The sequence below is a fragment of the Collinsella sp. LCP19S3_D5 genome (genome assembly GCF_052121415.1).
In the GTDB taxonomy this organism is placed as follows: Bacteria; Actinomycetota; Coriobacteriia; order Coriobacteriales; family Coriobacteriaceae; genus Collinsella.
In genome coordinates this window covers 38,873-60,302 of sequence record NZ_JBQKEH010000014.1, presented here as the reverse complement: position 1 = coordinate 60,302, position 21,430 = coordinate 38,873, and the positions used below count along the sequence as shown (strand labels likewise).

Below are 21,430 nucleotides of genomic sequence, written 5' to 3'. Positions count from 1 at the left end.
AACTGGGAAAATGGCGCCCCCGGGTCCCGGATAGGACCTCGGGGGCGTTCGGTTAACTGCGGGAGCGTGCCGTCAGCTCAATGTGTTCGGTTGAGATCGGAAATCAACCATAGAAATGTAAACAACGTCAGGCGAGCGGAAGGTCGACGGGCCTGGCTCCTTACAGTGCGAAGGCGTCGACGTCGCCCCAGTGGCGGCGCAGCGTAATAGCGGCGGCGGGTTCGGTATTGTCAAAGACGACCGACCATTGCGTATTGCTGGTGATGTCTTCCGGATTGGGCTCTTGCGCTGCGGCGCGCAGGGCTTCCCAGGCAATCGTTTCGTCCTGGGCACCGACATGGGCGTCAAGGACATCGGCGATTGCGATGGCGCGCTCTTTACCATGGCCCAGTTCGCCGTTCTTTTGGTTGGGCAGCACTTCGTCGCCATAGCAGGGGTAGAAGTTCGTAACCTGGCGTACAGGAGTCGCTTTGAAAGCGCGGTCCGGATCGTGCGGATCCCACTCTACTACGCGCGCGTCACCGGTGGCGTCGTTGATAAAGAAGTGATAATCGCGTCCTGCCATGGCGTGCATATCGTAGGCGGAAAGCAGGTCGACAGCTTCTTGTGTGGTGGCGGCACGGTCGAGTACCAGACGGATGGCGAGCGAGGTATTGATGACAGGGCGTTGCGTGTCCTGGTCACAGGGCTTGGAATCCAGGGTGAGTACGGCAACGGACACGCCGCATTCGTTAATACCGTCGAGCTGGGCAAACGGACCCATGAGTGCGGCGGCGCGTCCGGCGATGGAGTCAAGCGGAGTGTTATCGCCCAGGTTGTTAAGGGCGGCAAACCCGATGGAGGCATAGCCGCCGCGTGGGTGATTGCGCACCAGCAGCGCCGAGGTGTCGTCCTTAAAGTCGTAATTGCGACCGGTGCGCACGCGGCCTTCGGCATCTACGGCGACAAAAGCGCTGCAGGCAAACTGGGGAGCCTGGACATGTGCCGGCACACCGGGCAGCACCTGCGCCACCACGGCATCGATGTAGGCCTGGTCGTCGCGCACGCCAGCGGCGATGATGCGATCAAGATCGTAGTCGTAGGCGATGTCGATTGCGTACAGGTCATAGCCATCCGCGTAGCCGGTCAAGCGTTTGAGCGACGCGGCGGACTTGATTTGCTTGCGGTAAACGATACCGGTGGCAGCGGCAAGGCCGACGGCGACTCCCGCGACACCGCAGGCGATGGCAATGTTACGTGGCTTCATGACGGCTCCTCTCGTCCTGTTAGCGTAATTATCGCAAAAGGAGCGCGGGCATGATGGCTCAACCTAGTGAGCGGCATGGGATTAAACATGGAATGAAGAGTGCGGCGCTGGCGTGGCGGGGTATGCTGGAGGGGACCATCAACCCAGCGAAAGGGGAGAGCATGACGGATCAGGAAACGCCCGAGCGCGCGCATGTGACGGCCGACGATATCGAGGCCGCCAACGACCTTATCGACTTTATCGAGGCGTGCCCCAGCATGTTCCATACGGCGGCGACCATTATGGCCGAGCTCGACGAGGCGGGTTTTACCTACCTGCCCGAGAATGCGGCGTGGGACATCGAGCCGGGCGGGCGTTATTACACGCAGCGCAACACCTCGAGCGTTATCGCCTTTAAGGTGGGCGAGGACCTGGCCGCGACGTGGGGCGAGGACGGCGTTGCCGGCGACTATCATTTTCAGCTCACGGCGTCGCACAGCGATTCTCCGACGTTTAAGGTCAAGGCCGTGCCCGAGCTCGACGGCGCGGGCGAGACGCTGCGCCTGAACACCGAGGCCTACGGCGGCATGATCGACTACACCTGGTTCGATCGCCCGTTGGCGCTGGCTGGACGCGTGCTGGTGCGCGAGGGCGACCGTATTGAGAGCCGCCTGCTTGCCACCGAGCGCGAGGTCGCTATCATTCCGAGCCTTGCTATCCATATGAACCGTGGCGTCAATGAGGGCTTTGCACCCAACCGCGCTGTCGACCTGTGCCCGCTCATCAGCGCCGGCGAGCTTAAGCAGGGCGACTTTGATGCTCTGATCGCCGACGAACTGGACGTCGAGCCCGAGCAGATTCTGGGCCGCGATCTGTTCCTGGTCAATCGTCAGGACGCGCGCATTTGGGGCTGGGCCGACGAGTTTATCTCGACGCCCAAGCTCGACGACCTAGCCTGCGCCTACACCTCGCTGCAGGCATTTTTGGGCGCCGAGAATGCGCATGACATCTCGGTCTTTTGCTGCTTCGACAACGAGGAGGTTGGCTCCGAGACCAAGCAGGGCGCCATGTCGACGTTCTTGGCCGATGCGTTGCGTCGCATTAACGGGTCGCTGGGCTTTGATGACGAGTCGTACCACCGTGCGCTTGCCGCCTCGATGCTCGTGAGCTGCGACAACGCGCACGCCGTGCATCCCAACCACGCCGAGAAGTGCGATGCCCACAACCAGGTCGTGCTCAACGGCGGTATCGTCATCAAGGAAGCCGCCAACCAGCACTATTGCACCGATGCCTTTAGCCGCGCAGTGTTCCAGGCCATCTGCGATGACGCAGACGTGCCCACGCAAACCTTTGCCAACAAGAGCGATATGGCGGGTGGCTCCACGCTCGGCAATCTGTCCAATATGCAGGCGAGTATGCACGCCGTGGACGTGGGCCTGCCGCAGCTGGCCATGCACTCGAGCTACGAGACCGGTGGTGTGCGCGACGTGATGTACGCGATCCGTGCCCTCACGGCTTTCTACAAGCGCGACCTAAACATCAACGGTGCCGAAAGTGTGGAGCTCTAAAACCTGCCAAAAAAAGGACGGGTTTATTTTGGCAGGTTTTATCTGGGCAAATGCCGCAATGTCAACGGTAAGACGGAGCTGCTAAGGCTTGCAGATGAAGCCGACGCCAGCGGAACCGCCGCAGGTAGAGCAAAAGTCAGCGAGAGCCCGCCGTTTGAGCCAAGGTGCCGTGAAATGAAAAGGCGCTGACCTTCTGGTCGCGCCTTTGAAATTGAACGGCAGATTGGCCAAACGGCGGGCTCGCAGCGTCGAGGGGTTCCGGCGTTTGGTAAAACGCCGGAACAATCTAATGATCAATCCAACAACGTAAAGTTTCGCCAGCCAGCAGGTGACGCAGATTCTCCGCGGCGATGTCGACCACGTTATTGAGCGTGGCGGCCAGGTGGAACCAACCCGAGACGTGCGGCGTGATGAGCATGTTGGGTGCATCCCACAGCGGGCTTGTGGCGGGCAGCGGCTCGGGATCGGTGACGTCGACCGCGGCGCCGGCGAGATGTCCCGATTCCAGAGCGGCAACCAGGTCGTCGGCAACAACAAGATCGCCGCGGCCGCCGTTGGCAAAGAACGCGCCCGGTTTCATCGCGGCGAAGAACTCGGCGTTCGCCAGGCCGCGGGTCTCGGGCGTGCTGGGCATAAAGGATGCGACGATGTCGGCCTCTGCCAGGCGCTCAGACAGGGCATCCATGCCGTCCATGTCCTCAAACACAATGGGGTAGACGAGCGGATGGCGCTTGATGCCGCGGACGTGCGCACCCATGCTGCGGCAGAGCGTGGCAAAGTGGCCACCGATATCGCCTGCGCCCAGCACCAGCACGTTGGCGTTTTTGAGCGAGGTGACCGGCCCCAAATCCTCCCAGCGATGCTCGCGCTGCAAGTCGTGATAGCCGGGCAGGCGCTTCATCATGGAAAGGACCATGGCAAACATGTGCTCGCTCACGGCCTGACCGTAGGCGCCGATCGAGCAAGACAGCTTGGCTTCAGCCGGCACGGTGCCGGCGGCAAGGTAGTCGTCATAGCCGGCGGTCTGCAATTGCAACAGCTGGAGATGGTCGCATGCCGTGAGCATGTCAGGGTCGATGTTGCCCAGGATCACGTCGGCATCGGCGACCTGTTCGCGCGTGATGTCGCCGGCGCTCGTGTAGATAAAATCCTCGCCCGGAGCGCTCGACTCAAGAATTGCACGATGGCGGTCGTTGACGGGCAGCAAAACCAGGATGTTCACAAGCATTCCTCTCCGCTCAACCTGCCAAAAAGGGACAGGTTTATTTTGGCAGGTTTTATCAGGCAAAACGTTCAAATAAAACGCCGGATGTAAGACGAGCGTGCCCGTCAGCATCTGGCGCATCTACGGCTACCAGCTCAGCAGCTCGTAGCCGTCCTCGGTCACCACGAGCTGTACCTCGCACTGGGCCGAGTCGCTGCCGTCCTTGGTGCGCACGCACCACCCATCGCCCTTGCTAATCTTAATGTCGGGTGCTCCGGCGTTGACCATGGGCTCGATAGTAAAGACCATGCCCGGAACCATGATAGTGTCCACGTCGGGCGCCTCGGTGGTAAAGCCCACAAACGGGTCCTCGTGGAACTCCTTGCCAATGCCGTGGCCACCATACTCGCGCACCACGCTAAAGCCGGCGTCCTCGACCGTCTTTTGTACGGCCTCGGCCATCACGGAGAGCGGCAGCCATGGCTTGACGGCTGCCAGACCCGCCTCCACGCTGGCGCGGGTGACGTCGACCAAGCGCTGGCGCTCGGCCGAGACCTTGCCGATGCAGAACATGCGGCTCGAGTCGCTAAAATAGCTGTCTAAGATCGTTGAGCAGTCCACGTTGATGATGTCGCCCTCGTGCAGTACGTCCGTATCGCAAGGAATGCCGTGGCAGACTACGTCATTGATCGAGGTGCACACGCTCTTGGGGTAGCCCTCGTAGTTGAGGTCGGCCGGCGTTCCACCATGCTCGACGGTGTAGTCGTAGATCATCTGGTCGATCTGGTTGGTGGTCATGCCCGCGGTGATATGCTCACCCACATAATCGAGCACGCCCACGTTGATGGCGGCCGAGCGCTTGATGCCCTCGATATCGGCAGGCGTCTTATAGAGCGTGCGGGGCAGGACGTTCCAGCCCTCTTCCCACAGGCGCTCGAGGCGCTCATCAAAGGAGCTGTGACATTTCTTGTATTTTTTGCCGCTGCCGCACCAGCAAGCGTCGTTGCGGCCAGGCACGGGTCCTTTGTCATACATGGCTAACTTCCTTTCATCCGAGGCTAGTATAGTCCACCCGCAGAGCAGCTAATTTGGGACGGGGCTTTTTTGACTGCTTTTGTCCGCGCGGCCTTGCGCCGCCCATATCGCTCCCAAAAGCAGTCAAAAAAGCCCCGTCCCAAATTAGCTGCTCTTGGGCAGACGGGTGCTAGTAACTCACCTGGCAGGGGATGCCGAGGGCGCGCACGCGTGCGGCAATCGCGTCGAGCGTCTCGGGAGCCGCTTTAGCAAGGCCGGCGACTGGTGTCTCGCGCGCCACCGTGTAGATGGTCGCCTCCTGCGGACGAATGCGCTCGAGCGCCGCAAGCCAAGGGCCGACGTATTCGTCGCCCGTGTTGTCAATAGACTTGCCTTGGTACTCGCCGGTGAGGAATATCGTCTGAATGATAACGTGGCCATCAAAGCTCGCGAACGTCTCGATCTGGTGCTCGACGTCGTAGGGACCAACGGGCTGTTCGAGCAGCTGGATAAATGCCGGATCGACCGTATCGAGCTTGAGGATGTTGTCGTCGACCATCATGAGCGCATCATGCACCTGGGGACGGTCGGCGCGCGTGCCGTTGGAAAGCACGGCAATCTTGGTGTTCGGGGCCAACTGGTCGCGAAGCGCGACAGCGCCGGCGATAGCCTGCGGGAACTCCGGTGCGGCGGTGGGCTCGCCGTTGCCGGCAAACGTGATTACATCGGGCAGCTCACCCTCGACTGTCATCTCGCGTAGTTTGGCTTCGAGTGCGTCGAGCACCACGGCAGCCGTGTTGTGTGACTCGTGGCAGGGGCGTTCGGCGTTGAGTCCGTTTTCGCAGTAAATGCAGTCAAAGGTGCAAATCTTGCCGCTGGCAGGCATCATGTTGACGCCGAGCGAGAGTCCAAGGCGTCGGCTGCGGACGGGCCCAAAGATGGGGCTGGCATTCAAATACGTAGACATAGGCATATGCTCCTCTAGACAATTGTGCCTAAGCATAGCATCGGCTCCAAAACAAGGTGCGGGCTCCTGCTTTACAAGTTTCGTTTTTTCACGTCGCTCATGATGCTGTGCCATGAAAAGCCTCGGCTCGGGTACAGTTAATCTGTTAACAAGGCATAAGGCAATGCGGGTCCATCCAACCGTACTGACGCGCAACTGGATGGGCATTGATGATGGGGGCACAACATGGATTTTACGGTCGAGAATGCGGGCACCACGATTGCCTGTCGCGAATATGCCGGCCCGGATGTGTCGCCTGATACTCCTGCCTTGGTGTGCGTGCACGGTGCTTGTGTCGACGGCACATTTTTCGACGGCATCGCTTGTGAGCTCAGCCGCAACTACCGCGTAATTGCCTACGACCGCCGTGGCTGTGGTGGCAGCAGCGAAGCGGCAGACGGCAGCTATGATCTTTCCACTCAGGCCGCCGACCTGCAGGCCGTGATCGAACACGTTGGCGCTTCGACAAATGTGCTTGCGCATAGCGCCGGTACGTTGGTGGCGCTGGAGCTTCTTCGCACCGAACCCCATCTCGTCGCCCGTGCGATTCTGCATGAGCCGGCTGTGTCGGCCGAAGGCGTCGGCATGGGCGCAGCTCCGGTTTTGCTCGATATGATTGCGGCTGGAAAGGTTTCAAGGGCACTCCGGCTTTTCTTGGGAGCCCTCGGCGACTTGGACCCCGAGGCTCCTGGGACGACCGAAGCGGAAGCCAAACATGCCCTGCGCAATGGTCGTTGCTTCATGGCCAATGAATACGGAACAAATATGACTTACGTTCCCAATTGGGATAGTGTCCGCGCATCGAAGTCCGTTGCTGCTGTGCTTCTCGGCGAGCTTTCGGTCGGTACGCCCCGCGAGGCTGGTACGCGAGCGGCTGCCGAATATCTCGATTGCCCCCTCGTGACGATCCCGGGCGCGCATAACGGTCTGCGCGATCGTCCCGTTACGGCGGCAAACGCCGTTCGCGATGTCTTGGAGCGTTAGCGCGCTCGATGACCTGCGGGGAGGGGGACTGTTGGCGTTTCGTCATTGTTAACGAATGCGCCCATAGCCGTGCGCCCGCGGCTCCATTACCGCTGTTTGCCAGGTCATAAAAATGCAACGATAATCGCGCATTTGCCTGCAGCTGTTAGATGATACCCTTGTATCATTTGATATGCGCCGTTGCCGTGCGTGACGATAGAAAGGGCCCCATATGCTCAATAATCACGAGGCAAATCTAACCGACGAGGAGGCTGCCGCTGAGGTCGCCCGCGTCGCGAAGACCTACCCCGTGGTGCGTTTGCTGTCGGCCGATCAGATTAAGAGCGAGCCTAACTGCTTGCTCGCCGGCGATCGCTGCCCTTGTCTGCGTCAGTCGAGTCTTGAGGCCTTGGAAGACTCCGATGAGGTATCGGAGCAACTGCTCAATGATGGTGTTGAGTACCGCGCCCGTCTGCGCCCTCTAAAGGTCGAGGGCGAGCCTCACGTCTTGCTGATGGTGCGTCCGATTGATGAGCAAGAGGCCACAGAAGAGGACCTTGTCTACACCGACGTGCTGACGGGCGTGCGCAATCGCCGATATTACGAGGAAAAGCTCCGTAGCGCCCGCATGAATGCCGGCGTTGCGATGATCGACCTTGATGATTTTAGGGTCTTCAACGATACGTGTGGCCGTCATGCCGGCGACCTTGCGCTCGGTGCTGTGGCGACAGCAATGCGCAGCGGAATCCGTTCGACTGACGAGCTTGTGCACTATGGCTGCGACAAGTTTGTGGTTGTCATGCCCAATATTCCCTCCGATGACTTCACCCGTCGCCTGCATCAGGTATCCGATGCCGTTCATGCCACGATTATTCCGGGCCATGAGCACGCGAGCTTGACGGCATGTGTTGGTGGCGTTCTCATTCATGGCGAGACGGTCGATGAGGGCGTTGGCCGCGCCGTCCAGTTATTGAGCCGCGCTAAGGCAAAAGCCGGTACGGTCGTGACCGATGCCGATTCCATCGAGACCTTCCAAAGCGAAAAGCCTTTGGTGCTTATTGTCGATGACTCCGAGATGAACCGAGCCATTCTCAACGAGATGCTTAAGGATGAGTATTGCATCCTCGAGGCTGATAACGGTCGTGCGGCGCTCGACATGGTCGACCGCTATGGCGATGAGTTGTCGCTTGTGCTGCTGGATATTGTCATGCCGGGCGTAAGCGGCTTTGAGGTGCTGGCCGATCTGTCGCGCCGATCGGTTAGTGACAATCTACCTGTCATCATGATTTCGAGCGAAGATTCCGATGATATGGTTCTGCGCGCGTACGAGCTGGGCGCCTCGGACTATATCAGTCGCCCGTTCGATGACCGAATTGTGCGTCGTCGCGTCAACAATATTATTCGACTGTATGCCAAACAGCGTCGTCTGACGAGTCTGCTGTCGCAGCAGTACAATGCGCGCGTCAATAACAGCCGTATACTCGTCGACATCATGGCGAGCGTCATGGAAGTCCGTAATGGCGAAAGCGGCAGGCATGTCACGCATATCGAGAAGTTGACTGAGCTGCTGCTTGGCGACTTGGCGCGACGGAGCGACAAGTACTCTCTTGGCAACGAGGAGCGTTCTTCGATTGCGTTGGCGTCGGCGCTGCACGATATCGGCAAGATGTCGATTGACGATGCGATTCTCAACAAGCCCGGACGTCTGACGCCCGAAGAGTTTGAAATAATGAAGACGCATACTACCATTGGCGCCGACATGCTGCGCAATCTGGGCAGAAACCATGAAGGAAGTGCCCTTTTGGACTATGCGTACCAAATCGCCCGCTGGCATCATGAACGTTGGGATGGTACGGGCTATCCTGACGGTCTTAAGGGCGACGATATCCCCATTGCCGCTCAGGTGGTCTCGGTGGCCGATGTGTACGATGCGTTGACGAGCGTGCGTGTGTACAAGGACGCCATTTCGCAAGAAGAGGCGATTCGGATGATTCTGGACGGTGAGTGCGGCGCTTTCAATCCGCTGCTTATCGAGTGTCTGCTCGAAGTGCGCGATCGCATTGCCGAGACGCTGGAGCGTCCTGCGGACGTTGTCGCGTTCCCTTCGGTTTAAGCTAGGCAAAGGGACGCCCCGTCGGACCATGTGGCCGGCGGGGCGTCCTTGTCTGTTGTGCGGTTCGTAAACTAGCGGGCCTGCTTTACCTTGGCCGCCGCCTCGACAAACGACTTCCACAGGTTAAAGTCGGTCTCGAGCGTCTGCCAGGTGTACTCGGGATGCCATTGCACGCCCAGGCAGAAAGGCTGGCCTTCGACCTCGATGCACTCGGGAACGCCGTCGGTTGCCTTGGCGACCAAGCGCGTGCTCTTACCCAGACGCTCGACGCAGCAGTGGTGTGCGGAGTTGGTCTGGATAAGCCTGTGCCCGCCAACCGCGCGCTCCAGAAGCGAGCCCGGCACGACCTCGACGGGATGCACAGGGTCGTTGAGCACGTGGGTATGGCGCCACTGCGTGCGCCCCTCGCGAGCGCCCAGGCTCGGTACGTCCATGCACAGGGTGCCGCCAGTGGCGACATTGAGCAGCTGCGTGCCGCGGCAGGTGGTAAAGAGCGGCTTTTTGGCGCGGAGTACCTCGTCGACCAGCTTAAACTCAAAGCTATCGCGGATCTCGCAGCAGAGGGTGGGGTCGTAGGGTCGATCATCGCCCCAACGTTTGGGATTGACATCGGGGCCGCCGGGAATGGCGATGCCGTCGGCGATATCGACGTAATGACGGATGACCTCAATGTCCTCGGTGATGGACATCTGCAGCGGCAGGCCGCCGGCGGCAAGGATGGCATCGACAAAGACACTTGCGATTTCCTCGTTGGGGGAGAGCGTCTCGCTTAAAAACGGCTTTGCCTCTTCCCAGCGCGGCGCCACCAGGATGAGCGGGCGGTCGGCGGGGGCAACGTCGACGTGCGGGGTATAGGACGAGGAGGTACGTGTTCCGATCATGGGTGCTGCTTTCGAATCTGAAGATGACAGGGCGCATGAAAGACGTGGGACAACACTTTCAATGGATTTGTCCCACGGGGTTGCTGGTTAGTGGCCCTTGATGGAGTTGAGGAAGTCCTGGGCGCGCTTGGTCTGGGGGTGGTCGAAGAACTCGTCAGGCGTGCCGGTTTCCACGATTTGGCCGTCGGCCATAAACACGACGCGATCGGCCACGCGGCGGGCAAAGTTCATCTCGTGCGTAATGACGATCATCGTCATGCCCTGCTGGGCCAGACGGACCATGACCTCGAGCACCTCATTGATCATCTCGGGGTCAAGGGCGCTCGTGGGCTCGTCAAAAAGCATGGCCTTGGGTTGCATGGCAAGCGAGCGGGCGATGGCTACGCGCTGCTGCTGGCCGCCCGAGAGCTGTGCGGGCACCTTATCGGCCTGTTCGGCAACGCCCACGCGGCCCAGCAGGTCCATGGCGCGCTCGCGGGCCTCGTCCTTGGAGACGCCCAGCACGTCGACCGGTCCCAGCATGACGTTCTGCAGCACGGTCATATGTGCGAACAGGTTGAACTGCTGAAACACCATGCCCAGCTCGGCACGCATACGGGCAAGGTCCTTGCCTTCCTGCGGCAGGGGCTCGCCCTCGATGAGGATCTCGCCCGAGTTGATGGTTTCCAAGCGGTTGATGGTTCGGCACATGGTCGACTTGCCCGAGCCCGAGGGGCCGATCACGACGACGACCTCGCCGCGGTCGACCGAGAGATTGATGTCGTTGAGGACGTGCAGATCGCCATAGTGCTTATCGACGTGCTTGAGCTCGATCAGCGGCTGATTGCCGGTGGAAGAGGTGCTCTGTGCCATGGTGCTCGGCTCCTTATGACTGGAAATGGTAAAGCGTTAGCGGATGATGGTCGCGCCGGTCTTGTGCGAAACGTAGACAGCGGCCTTGTTGATCGCGACGTTGATGAGGATGTAGATGACCGCGATTACCAGGTAGACCGACACGAGGGCGTCGTAGTTGGTAATGAGCACGCGGGCATTTTGCATGAGGTCGGGGTAGCTCACCACGTAGGCGACGGTGGTGTCTTTGACTACGACCACAAGCTGCGAAATCAACGACGGAATGATAAACCGAATCGCCTGCGGCAGCACGATTTTAAAGGTGATTTTAGCTTTGGAGAGACCGAGCGCTTGGGCTGCCTCGACCTGCCCGCGCGGCACGGCGTTGACGCCCGCGCGAAAGATCTCGGCCAGCACGCCGGCTGCAGCGAGCGCGACGGGGAGCGTGAGCATCCAAAACGACGGCAGCGCAATTTTGTACTGAGGTAGCACCAAAAAGAAGAAGTAGATGAACAGCAGGCTCGGTACGCCGCGGAAGAAATCGGTGAGCACGCGGCAGACCAGCTGCAGCGGTTTAATGTCGCTGGTGCGGCCGAGCATAAGGGCTAGGCCCAACACCAGCGCGATGGCGCCAGCGGTGAGTGCGACTTTAACGGTGCCCTCAAAGCCGGCAAGCAGGAACTTCCAGGTGGTGAGGTGCGTAAAGAAATACCAATAGTGAACCGAAAGCTGACCGGTCACATAAAAGCGCTGCAACACGAGGACGGCGAGCGCGGCGACGGCAACAAGCGAGATAGCGGTGCCGATGCGAATCTTGGCGCGCATCTTGGGGCCGGGAGCCTCGTAAAGCGCATCGCGCATGGTGAGAGCGGAGGTGGAATGCTTGCTCATCGGAGGATCCTCACCTTCTTATCGATGTAGTTGCCAATGTGGCTCACCACAAAGGCCGTGCCCAGGTAGCCGAGCGCCGAGATAAAGAACGCGGCGACGCCGCCGAGCGAGCGCGTGTTGATGTAGCTCACCACGCCGGTGAGCTCCTGCGGTTGAAGCGGTACCTGGCTGCCGAGTGCGGTGGTGAGCATGACGGCGATAAAGAGGTTGGTCATGGGCAGCACGCTCGAGCGCAGCGCCTGCGGAATCACGATCTTGGCGAGGATGCGGCTGAAGCTCATGCCGAGCGAGCGCGCGGCTTCCACCTGGCCGACGCCGACGGTGTTGATGCCGCTCATAAAGTTCTCGGAGCCAAAGGCCGAGCCCAAAAGGACCGTGGCGACGATAACGCAGGTGCGGTAGGGCAGGACGACCTTGAGCGGCGGCAGCGCATAGACGACGATGATAAGCAGCGCGATGCCGGGGATGTTACGGAAGACCTGAACATACAGGTCGCCAAAGATGCGCAGCGGCTTGAGCGGCGACACGCGCATCACGGTGACGGCGACGGCCAGCACCATGGCGATGGTAAACGACTCAAGCGTCATGCCCCAGGTTGCTAGCAGCGCGTCGATATAGTTCTGGCCATAGAGCGACCAGAGCTCGGAGAGACTCATGCGGACCTCCCGCCGATAAGGAAAGGGGCTCCCGTGTGTACGGAAGCCCCGACAACTCAGTGTGGAAACAGTTTAGCGCAATAAAGCGCATCGTGCGTTTCCGTATGGTTTCGTAGCGGCCGTTACTGGGCTCGCTGTCTAGGCGCCGATCTCGGGCAGCTCGGGAACGTTGGTGTCGCCCGTGCGATCGCCGATGCAGATCTGCCACAGCTCGGTCCAGGTGCCATCGTCCTCGATCTTCTTAAGGAAGTCGTTGACAAAGGCGACGCCGTCGGAATCGAGCGGCAGGCCGATGCCGTAGGGCTCTTTGCTGCCGAAGGGCTTGCCGGCGATCTTGTACTTACCGGGCTCGCGGACCAGGGCGCTCTGCTGCATGTTGTTGTCGATGACGTAGGCGTCAACGCGGCCCTGCTGAAGCGCCTGACGGGCCTCCTCGTCGGTCTTGAACTCCTGCTGGCTGGCCTTGGGGGCGAACTCCTCCAGGATGGCGGGGCCGTTGGAGCCGGACTGGACGGCGACGTTCTTGTCGGCCAGGTCGTCGACGCTCTTGATGTCGTCGTTGTCGGCGAGCACCAGGATGGCCTGCTGGGTGTAGTAGTAGGGGCCGGCAAAGGAGACAAGCTTCTTGCGCTCATCGGTAATGGTGTAGGTGGCAAAGACGGCGTCGACCTGGCCGTTCTGCAGGACGGACTCACGCGTGTCCGAGGTCACCTGGGTGATCTCGACCTTGTTCTCGCCCAGAATGTAGTTGGACAGGAGCTGCGCGATGCCGGCGTCGAAGCCACGGGTCTTGCCGTCCTTCTCGTTGAGGAGGGAGAAGAGCGTGGAGGTCTGAACGCCACCGATCTTAAAGACGCCGGCGTCCTTGACGGCCGTGGCCCAGGTGCTGGCGGCGATGGCGTCATCATCGGCCTTGGGGCCGTTGTCGATGAGCTTGTCGAATGCCTTGGCATCGAGCGTGGTGGAAGCCTCGGTGTCCTCGGGGCTCTTGGAGGAGCCGGCGGCGGAACCCTTGTCGGCCTCGGCGCTGGTGTCGGAGCAGCCGGCAAGACCAAGGCCGGCGACGGTTGCAAAGGTGGCGGCGATGAAGCCGCGACGGTCGAAAACGACCTGCTGGGAGAGGTTCTTGCTCATGGTAGAACACCTTTCTCAATAAAATCCCTAGCGGTTGAATAGAGTTATACCCCATCGCGCTCAAATGGGTCAACACGAAATAACTCAGAAACATACTTACCTTATGGGTAATTCTACCTACCAAAAAGGGACAGGTTTATTTTGGCAGGTTTTATCTGGGCAAACGTCGATTATTACAGCTGAGATAGCGTTTTGCGGATGGCATGGTCGGTCGCGGCGGTCGCTATAATGGCGGCAACGCGACCTTTGTGGTGGTTCTTGCAGATGTGGCGGCCTGCCTAGCTGTTTTGTCTCAATCTGTAACATCTGCAGCCATTTTTGCCGAGTAACTGTTACAGATTGAGATTTTCTCTTTAGGGGGACTTGAGTGTCTCGATCTGTAACATCTGGACGGACAAAAGGTTTCTATCTGTTACAGATTGAGATAAACAACAGGGGCAAAGACGGTTTGTCTAGATCTGTAACAATTGGGCGAGGATTTGTCCTCTAGGTGTTACAGATCGAGACAATTGAGTTGGGAAAATAAAAATCTCCGCAGGGGTGCTCCCCTTGCGGAGGTTTTTCTACTCGTTCAGCAGGCGTACTGCTTCGGCGGCCATGTTCTCGACCGTTATGCCGTTCTGAGCAAGCAACTCGTTGGGGTCGTAGCGGTCGGGAAAGCCCTTGGCGATGCCAAAGGTGCGCGTGCGCACGGGCGTGCAGGACAAGTAGCACGCGACGCGCTCGCCCCAGCCACCGTCCAAGATGCCGTCCTCGAGGGTGACGACAACGCGATGCTCGGCGGCAAGGCTATCGAGAGACTCGCGGTCAAGCTCGGTTGCAAAGCGCGGGTTGACGAGCGTGGCCTCTATGCCGTATTCGGCAGCCAAGCGGTTTGTCACGCGCTCGCCCAGCTCAAAGAAATCGCCAAGCGCGAGCACGGCAACGTCGCGGCCCTGACGCACCACGTCGTAGCGAACGGCGCTGTAGTCGGTGTCCTCTGCGAGCGCCAAATCGGGGCGGCTAACCAGGCCAATGCCCGGAACGCGGATCGCCACGGGATGCTCGCGGTGGTCGAGCGACCAGCTCAGCATGGACAGGTATTCCTCCATGCAGGCCGGTGCCAGATAGCGCATGTTGGGAAGTCCGCCCAGCATGGATATATCAAAGAACGAGAGGTGCGTCTCGGAAGTGGTGCCAAAGATCGACGCGCCAAACACCAGGATGGTTGCGGGGGTGTCGTTGAGGCACAGGTCGTGCCACAGCTCGTCGTAGGCGCGCTGCAAAAACGTGCCGTACACACCAAAGACTGGTTTGGCGCCCGAGCGCGCAAGCGCGGTGGCAAAGGTCACGGCGTGCTCCTCGGCAATGCCCACATCGACGAACTGTTTGCCGGCGGCAGCGCGAAGCTCGGGTGTAAAGCCCATGATGTAGGGCGTGGCGGCCGTGATGCCCACGACCTGTGGATCGCGCTCGATGGCGGCGCTGAGCGCCTCGCCCGTAATGTCGGCATAGGTGCGCGGCGCAGGCTCGCTCGGATGGCCCGGGCAGAGCTTGCGCCCAGTAGTCATGTCAAACGGACCCACATGGTGCCAGCGCTCGGGGTCGCTCTGGGCCGGCTCAAAGCCCTTGCCCTTGGCGGTGGAGACGTGCAGCACGATGGGATGATCGATATTGCGCAGTTCCTGCAGCGCGTCGACGAGGGCCAACACATCGTTACCGGCGTCCAGATAGCGGTAGTCGAGCCCCATCGCGCGGAAAACGTTGCGCTCACAGGCGCCGTTGCTGGCGCGCAGCTCGGCCAGATTGCGATACAGACCGCCATGGTTTTCGGCGATGGACTGGTCGTTATCGTTGACGATGATGATCAAGTTGCTGTCGAGCTCGGCGGCGTTGTTGAGGCCCTCAAACGCCAGGCCGCCCGAAAGCGAACCGTCGCCAATGATGGTAATGACGTTGTACGCGTCACCCGCCAGGTCGCGCGCGTGGGCAAGGCCGCAGCCCAGGCTCACCGACGTGGAGGTATGGCCCATGGCGAACAGGTCGTGCTCGGACTCGTCGGGATTGGCAAAGCCAGAAGCCTCACCATAACGATCCGGATCGATATAGGTGTACGCGCGCCCCGTCAGCGCCTTGTGGGCGTAGGTCTGGTGCGAAACGTCAAAGACAATCTTGTCGATGGGGGAGTTAAACACGCGATGAAGCGCAACCGTAAGCTCAACGACGCCCAGGTTGGGGGCAACGTGCCCACCGACGACGGCGGAGCTTTCGAGGATTGCCTGGCGGATCTCGCCGCAGAGCAGCGGAAGCTCGGCGCGGTCGAGAGCCTTGACGTCCTCGGGCGTTGTCGTTTGCGTAAGCAGCATCGTTGTGGGTTACTCCATGCGAATCGAGCGCCGGCGCTCCCTCGGCCGGCACAATTGCACAAAACAGTCTCGCACATTTTGGCGTTTGATATGTGACGGCGGCGCGGTAATTCGCCAACTGGTGGGGCGAAACGTTTTGTCCGATGCCATACTGGTAGATTCGATGATGATTAATTCAATGCGTGCAGGCTGTGGCTTGTCGCCGTGAGTCGCTGAAGGAGGCAGCATGTCCGATGTCGTTCGTGCCGAGAAAATCGCGTGCGAAGTAGACCATGCTGCCCGTCAACTGGCGCAGGCGGGCCGTCTGGACCTGACGCGCGGGTTTATCCAGCATGGCGATGTGACGGTCTATGCACATGTGACTTCGGTAGCGCGGGCGAGCCTGTCCTTTGCCGAGCGCTTGGGCCGTGTCGGTATCTCCGTCGACCGCGCCTCGTTGCTGCGCGGGGCCCTGCTGCACGATTACTTTCTTTATGACTGGCACGATCCCGACCCAAGCCATCGCCTGCACGGATTTCGGCATCCGTTTTTTGCCCTGGCGCGTGCGGAGGAAGATTTTGAGCTGACGTCGCGCGAGCGGAATATTATCGTGCGGCATATGTTTCCGCTGGTGCCGGTGCCGCCGACGTGTCGTGAGGCATGGATTGTGTGCCTGGCGGATAAATGGTGTGCTCTGCGCGAGACGGTCGCCGGCCGTCTGCCGCGCAAAGACGGCGCGAACGATTTGAGCGAGGGCTCGAGCGACGGCTCGAGCAAAGATTCGAGTGAAAAGAGGAGAGGATAGACGGTGGGGACCGCGATCGACATGGCATTTGACGGCGCGACGCTTGCCGCCTGTCCGCTTTCGGCGCTGGTGCTCTCGTTTGCCTTCTACGGTTTTTGCGGTTGGGCATGGGAATCGACAGTATGCGCTATGCTCAACCACGGGCGATTTGCCAACAGTGGCTTTTTGCTGGGGCCGTGCTGCCCCATCTATGGCGCGGGCGGCATTGCCTGCTGGCTGCTGTTGCGCGGAATTCCTGACGCGTCGAGCCAGTTTGTCGCGGCAGCGCTCGTATGCAGCGTGATTGAGTACAGCGTGGGCGTGCTGCTGGAAAAAACAACGGGCGCACGCTTTTGGGACTATTCGCACCTACCGTTTAACCTGCACGGACGTATCTGCCTGTACTGGGCCTGCGCGTTTGGCCTGGGTGCGTTGTGCATTTGTCGCGTGGTGGAGCCGGCATTGCTGGGGCTGCTTGGCCATCTGCCGGTGCTGATTGTGCGGCTGTCCGCCTTTATCGTCTCGGTTGCGATGATGGTTGACGCAGCGTGCTCTTTGGCCAGCTGGCGTCGCTTGTCCGATCAGCTGGAGCGTGTGCGCGCCGACCTTGCCGACCGCATCAATGAGTCGCTTGCCGACGCGTCCGACTCCATGCTCGAACGTATTCCCGATTCGACGATTGACTCGGTAGCGCAGACGCATATCCGTAGCCGCGCCGTTAACGCGTGGCTGGCCGAGCTGGGCGACGCGGCGCTCGATGCCCTTCGTGAGAAGGCTTCGATGCCGACGTTTATCTCGGATGGTGCTCGCGGCCTGGCGCTCGCTGCCCGCCGCGTCGCCGATGCCGCGCCGAGTATGCCGCGTCCATCGCTCAGTCGTCGCCTTGCCGGCAAGCGCATGAGCCGTCCGGTGCCGAGCGTGTCACTCAGTCGTCGTGACCTGCGCTTTTTCAATGCCTTCCCGCGTCTGCGCATCAATCGCTACGAGGGCGTCATTCGAGCAACTAATCTCCGCGACCGCGCCCACGAGCTGTTTCGGCGCTAGCCGGGACGGGCACGCTCACGGCTCCCTTGCTCGCGTATTTCCCGTTCGTTTCGCGCCCGTTGCCGTGCCGTTACCAAGATTGCGGCACCGTTTCCATTCGACAACGCAGCGTTTAACAACGCCGTATCTGGTCTACACCAGTTGCCCCTCGGCCGCATTATGGGCGCCGACAACGTTCATGCGATCAAGGGGGAGCGAATGTACGATACGGGATCGACAACGTTTATGCTCATCTGCACCATGCTCGTGTTTTTAATGACACCGGGTCTGGCGTTTTTCTATGGCGGCCTGTCCAGGCGCAAAAATGTCATCAACACCATGCTTATGTGCTTTGGCGCCATTGGTCTGGTCGGTGTGCTGTGGATTGTCGCCGGCTGGTCGCTGGCCTACGGCGGCGACGGCTCGAGCCCGTTTATTGGAGGCCTTGACCAGCTGCTGTGCTTGCCGGTGCTCAACCAGGTGCTGCAGGCGGCCGAGGGCAATGCTGCGGACGGTGCCGTCTACCCTCAAATCATCAACATCGCCTTCCAAATGGCGTTTGCCATGATCACGGCTGCTATCGTCACGGGCAGCCTGGCCGGCCGCGTTAAGTTTGGTGCCATGACGGCCTTCCTGGGCATTTGGCTGCTCGTGGTCTATGCGCCGCTCGCCCACATGGTCTGGGGCGGCGAGGGTTCCTTTATCGGCGACATCATCGGCGCGCTCGACTTTGCGGGCGGCGACGTGGTGCACATCTCGTCCGGTCTGACGGGCCTGATTCTCTGTTTAATGCTTGGCCGTCGTCGCGGCTTTGGCATGGTGAGCTACCGCCCGCATAACGTGCCGTTTGTGGCGCTGGGCGCCGGCCTGCTTTGGTTTGGCTGGTTTGGCTTTAACGGCGGCAGCGAGTTTAAGGCCGACGCCGTGGCGGCGCTCGCCATCCTCAACACCGTGACGGCCAGCGCGGCGGGCATGGTCTCGTGGCTTGCCGTTGAGCGCGTGCGCACCGGTCGCCCCACGCTGGTGGGTGCCAGCACCGGTCTGGTTGCGGGCCTTGTGGTGGTCACGCCGGGTGCGGGCTTTGTCGAGCCGTGGGCGGCGCTGGTCATGGGCCTGATCGTATCGCCCGTATGCTACCTGGCTATCAGCCATCTTAAGACCAAGTTTGGCTACGACGATGCGCTCGACGCGTTTGGCTGCCACGGCATCGGCGGCATCTTGGGCGGCGTGCTCACGGGCCTGTTCTGCGTGCCGGAGCTCTCGTGGACCGGTAAGGGCGGCCTGTTCTACACGGGCGACGTGTCGCTGCTCATCTCGCAGATCTTGGGCATTGTGGTGACGGTCGCTCTTGTACTGGTGCTCGATTTGGTGATCGCCGCGGTGGTCAAGGCGCTGTTCCGCGGCAGCCTGCGCGTGGACGAGGCAGACGAGGCGCTGGGCCTGGATGCGAGTCAGCACGGCGAGAGCGCTTATCCTTCGTTCTCCGGACTCGATTAGCAGCACGGCTTTCCCAGGTGCCCGACCTTGCCCCTCAAACCGTCGCGCGGCTTCCCCAGGCACCGCACCTTGGGTTTCAAACCGTCGCTTGCGTACAAAAGTACGCGGCGCTCCTCTTTCAACCCAATCTGCGGCACCTGGGAAACCCGCGTCTCATGTAAAGGGATACGTTGATTAAAGAGAGGAATTCACTATGAAGAAGATTACGGCTATCGTGCGTCAGGAAAAGCTCGAGGTTCTTAAGGACTCGCTGTTTGCTGCTGATGTTCGCGGTATGACTATCAACCAGGTGCAGGGCTGCGGTGCGCAGCATGGCTGGAAGGAATACGTGCGCGGCAACGAGTTGCTTGTCAACACGATCCCTAAGGTGCAGTTCACCCTCGTCTGCGCCGATGAACATGTCGACGGAATTGTCGAGATTATCTGCAACGCCGCTCGCACCGGTGCCGTCGGCGACGGCAAGATCTGGGTCGAGCCGGTCGAGGAAGTTATCCGCATCCGCACCGGCGAACACGGCCCCGCCGCGGTGTAGGACAATCTTTCGCCTGACGGGCGTGCCTCTCTTGGGGCGCGCCCGTTCTCGTCTACAATATCGTGCAGACGAAGGAGAGGCATGCCCATGATCAAGATGTTTGCGAGTGACTTAGACGGAACGCTGCTGAACGCCCTACACGAGGCAGATGGGACCATCCGCCGTGCCATTCGCGAGCTGACCGAAGCTGGCCTGCATGTGGTTCCCGCAACCGGGCGCTCGACGCTGCCGATTGGCGAGCATGGCTTTACAGGTCTGGCACTCGACGCCTGCTGCTCCAACGGATCCATCGTACGCAACAGCCATGGCGAGGTGCTCAAGACCTGGACCATCGACCCGCAGGTTACCGAGGAGCTGCTCAAGGCGTTCCCGGACATTTGCTTCGACTGCTCCACGCCCGATGGCATGTTCTCGAGCGGATCGTTCGAGATGCACCAGGCGGGCTTTAAAAAGGACAGTCCTATCAAGCGCATCGTGATGCGCGGCATGCGTGCACGTGGGGGGTATCACGAGGAGCAATATTTCGACCAGTCGATCGGTGACATCCTGCGCCATGACGTATGCAAGATCAATTGTCGCGTGACCTCGCCCGAGCTGGAGCGCGACCTTAAGGCGTATTTGGCCGAGCGCTCGGACCGCGTGGTCAACGCGCCGTTTGACCCGGTGATGTTCGAGATCACGGACGTGGCGTGCAACAAGGGCGAGAGTGTGGCTTGGCTGGCGGGCTACTACGGTATTGCCGAGGATGAGGTCGCGGTCTACGGCGACGGCGGCAACGACATCGCCATGCTCAAGCGCTTCCGCCACAGCTACGCGACCAAAAACGGCAGCGATGCCGCCAAGGCCGCCGCGAGCGCGACTATCGGCAGCTGCATGGTCCACGCCGTCCCCAAACACATGCTTGCCACCATGCATAAGCAAAACTCCCGCACCATCATCGAATAATGTGACAAAGGGACTGCCCCTTCGTCGCATCCAAATATTGCCTTTACGTGTTGATACACACGGTGTGCAATAATACTCGCACTGTGCAATAGTGCACAGGCTGAGTAACAAGGAGGACGCTTGTCCCAGCTCGAGAAATGCGATCGCCGGTCCCTTCGCTCGCAGCGTGCCCTTCGCCAGGCACTTGCCAGCGAACTAGCCGAAAGCGGCGATCTTTCGCGCATTAACGTCGCTTCGCTCACCGAGCGTGCTGGCCTCACGCGCCGTACGTTCTATTCGCACTACCGCGATATCCCCGACTTTATCAATCAAATCGAGGACGGCTTGCTGGCCGAGATCCGTGAGCGCATTGAACTCATCACCGCAGCTCGGCTGCCCGATCTCTATCACAACATCGATGAGCTCGAGCCGGCACCCGGTTCGGTTGAGCTACTGCGTTATCTTGCGGCCAACCGCGACTTGATCGGTGCGCTGCTGGGTCCGGGCGGCGACCAGGCCTTCATTAAAAGGATTATCGACACCGCGCGTGAGGCTGTGGTGCCGCGTGCACAGACGGGCATTTTAGGCCTGGCGCTGGGCACGTTCTTTGACTACTACGTCACCTACGTCGTGAGTGCCGAGGTCGGCATGATTCAGCGCTGGTTTGAGCGTGGGCTCACCGAATCGCCCGAGGCTATGGCGCGCATGATGACGGTGCTCGCTTTTGTGCGTCCTGGTGATCTGTATGGCCAACCCATCGATATCAACGTGCCGGAGTACGGCATGAAGCTATTGAACTTGCAGCTCGAGGACGCGGCCGACACCCCCGCAACCGTCGAGTCCAACAACTAAGAGGAGAG

19 protein-coding genes are annotated in these 21,430 nt (G+C 60.3%); 9 read left to right on the top strand and 10 right to left on the bottom strand.

Translation table 11 applies throughout. The annotated features are described in order from the left end of the window. Positions 1-160: 160 nt before the first annotated feature. Complete coding sequence (locus tag ACTQXO_RS06985) at positions 161-1,246, bottom strand: carcinine hydrolase/isopenicillin-N N-acyltransferase family protein (protein ID WP_441032925.1); 1,086 nt, start codon at positions 1,244-1,246, stop codon at positions 161-163. Between the two features lie 161 nt (positions 1,247-1,407). On the opposite strand from ACTQXO_RS06985, the gene ACTQXO_RS06980 reads away from it, so the two are divergent. Continuing rightward, positions 1,408-2,793: a M18 family aminopeptidase gene (locus ACTQXO_RS06980; protein WP_441032922.1), complete on the top strand. Its 1,386-nt coding sequence runs from the start codon at positions 1,408-1,410 to the stop codon at positions 2,791-2,793. A 286-nt stretch (positions 2,794-3,079) separates the two neighbouring features. Here the strand turns inward: ACTQXO_RS06980 and ACTQXO_RS06975 are convergent, their stop codons facing one another. The 3 genes from ACTQXO_RS06975 to ACTQXO_RS06965 form a co-directional block, all read right to left on the bottom strand. Continuing rightward, positions 3,080-4,021 (bottom strand): D-2-hydroxyacid dehydrogenase, encoded by a 942-nt coding sequence (locus tag ACTQXO_RS06975; RefSeq protein WP_441032919.1) that lies wholly within the window; start codon positions 4,019-4,021, stop codon positions 3,080-3,082. A 123-nt stretch (positions 4,022-4,144) separates the two neighbouring features. Continuing rightward, the gene (map, locus tag ACTQXO_RS06970) at positions 4,145-5,032 is read right to left on the bottom strand and encodes a type I methionyl aminopeptidase (RefSeq protein ID WP_441032916.1); all 888 of its coding nucleotides are present in this window, start codon (positions 5,030-5,032) and stop codon (positions 4,145-4,147) included. A gap of 169 nt (positions 5,033-5,201) precedes the next feature. Continuing rightward, positions 5,202-5,978: a radical SAM protein gene (locus ACTQXO_RS06965; RefSeq protein WP_441032913.1), complete on the bottom strand. Its 777-nt coding sequence runs from the start codon at positions 5,976-5,978 to the stop codon at positions 5,202-5,204. A 225-nt stretch (positions 5,979-6,203) separates the two neighbouring features. On the opposite strand from ACTQXO_RS06965, the gene ACTQXO_RS06960 reads away from it, so the two are divergent. Beyond that, entirely contained in the window at positions 6,204-7,001 is a 798-nt protein-coding gene (locus ACTQXO_RS06960; RefSeq protein WP_154514885.1) for an alpha/beta fold hydrolase, read from the top strand. Between the two features lie 211 nt (positions 7,002-7,212). Further along, positions 7,213-9,093, top strand: a complete 1,881-nt coding sequence (locus tag ACTQXO_RS06955) for an HD domain-containing phosphohydrolase (protein ID WP_441032909.1) — start codon at positions 7,213-7,215, stop codon at positions 9,091-9,093. 71 nt (positions 9,094-9,164) lie between these two features. On the opposite strand, the gene ACTQXO_RS06950 is transcribed toward ACTQXO_RS06955, so the two are convergent. The 6 genes from ACTQXO_RS06950 to ACTQXO_RS06925 form a co-directional block, all read right to left on the bottom strand. Beyond that, the gene (locus tag ACTQXO_RS06950; RefSeq protein ID WP_427718223.1) at positions 9,165-9,974 is read right to left on the bottom strand and encodes a gamma-glutamyl-gamma-aminobutyrate hydrolase family protein; all 810 of its coding nucleotides are present in this window, start codon (positions 9,972-9,974) and stop codon (positions 9,165-9,167) included. A gap of 87 nt (positions 9,975-10,061) precedes the next feature. Beyond that, complete coding sequence (locus tag ACTQXO_RS06945) at positions 10,062-10,826, bottom strand: amino acid ABC transporter ATP-binding protein (protein ID WP_441032905.1); 765 nt, start codon at positions 10,824-10,826, stop codon at positions 10,062-10,064. A 36-nt stretch (positions 10,827-10,862) separates the two neighbouring features. After that, positions 10,863-11,696, bottom strand: coding sequence for an amino acid ABC transporter permease (locus ACTQXO_RS06940; protein ID WP_373094275.1), 834 nt, complete (start codon positions 11,694-11,696; stop codon positions 10,863-10,865). After that, positions 11,693-12,352 carry an amino acid ABC transporter permease gene (locus ACTQXO_RS06935; protein ID WP_441032901.1) on the bottom strand — a complete coding sequence of 220 codons (660 nt, stop codon included), beginning with the start codon at positions 12,350-12,352 and terminating at the stop codon, positions 11,693-11,695. Before ACTQXO_RS06935 ends, ACTQXO_RS06940 begins: the two co-directional genes overlap by 4 nt. A 138-nt stretch (positions 12,353-12,490) precedes the next feature. Next, positions 12,491-13,486, bottom strand: a complete 996-nt coding sequence (locus ACTQXO_RS06930) for a glutamate ABC transporter substrate-binding protein (RefSeq protein ID WP_441032898.1) — start codon at positions 13,484-13,486, stop codon at positions 12,491-12,493. A gap of 563 nt (positions 13,487-14,049) precedes the next feature. Beyond that, complete coding sequence (locus ACTQXO_RS06925; RefSeq protein WP_441032892.1) at positions 14,050-15,831, bottom strand: 1-deoxy-D-xylulose-5-phosphate synthase; 1,782 nt, start codon at positions 15,829-15,831, stop codon at positions 14,050-14,052. Positions 15,832-16,057: 226 nt separating this feature from the next. Here ACTQXO_RS06925 and ACTQXO_RS06920 point away from each other — a divergent pair, with 226 nt between their 5' ends. The 6 genes from ACTQXO_RS06920 to ACTQXO_RS06895 all read left to right on the top strand — a co-directional run bounded on the left by ACTQXO_RS06920 (position 16,058) and on the right by ACTQXO_RS06895 (position 21,422). Continuing rightward, complete coding sequence (locus ACTQXO_RS06920; protein WP_441032890.1) at positions 16,058-16,615, top strand: HD domain-containing protein; 558 nt, start codon at positions 16,058-16,060, stop codon at positions 16,613-16,615. A 3-nt stretch (positions 16,616-16,618) separates the two neighbouring features. Next, complete coding sequence (locus ACTQXO_RS06915; protein WP_441545585.1) at positions 16,619-17,638, top strand: putative ABC transporter permease; 1,020 nt, start codon at positions 16,619-16,621, stop codon at positions 17,636-17,638. 198 nt (positions 17,639-17,836) lie between these two features. Next, complete coding sequence (locus tag ACTQXO_RS06910) at positions 17,837-19,114, top strand: ammonium transporter (protein WP_441032884.1); 1,278 nt, start codon at positions 17,837-17,839, stop codon at positions 19,112-19,114. Positions 19,115-19,307: 193 nt separating this feature from the next. Continuing rightward, positions 19,308-19,646, top strand: coding sequence for a P-II family nitrogen regulator (locus tag ACTQXO_RS06905; protein ID WP_441032881.1), 339 nt, complete (start codon positions 19,308-19,310; stop codon positions 19,644-19,646). Between the two features lie 87 nt (positions 19,647-19,733). After that, on the top strand, positions 19,734-20,591 hold the full coding sequence (locus tag ACTQXO_RS06900; protein ID WP_427728054.1) for an HAD-IIB family hydrolase: 858 nt from the start codon (positions 19,734-19,736) through the stop codon (positions 20,589-20,591). 120 nt (positions 20,592-20,711) lie between these two features. Beyond that, positions 20,712-21,422, top strand: coding sequence for a TetR/AcrR family transcriptional regulator (locus ACTQXO_RS06895; RefSeq protein ID WP_427728052.1), 711 nt, complete (start codon positions 20,712-20,714; stop codon positions 21,420-21,422). The last annotated feature ends 8 nt before the right edge of the window (positions 21,423-21,430 follow it).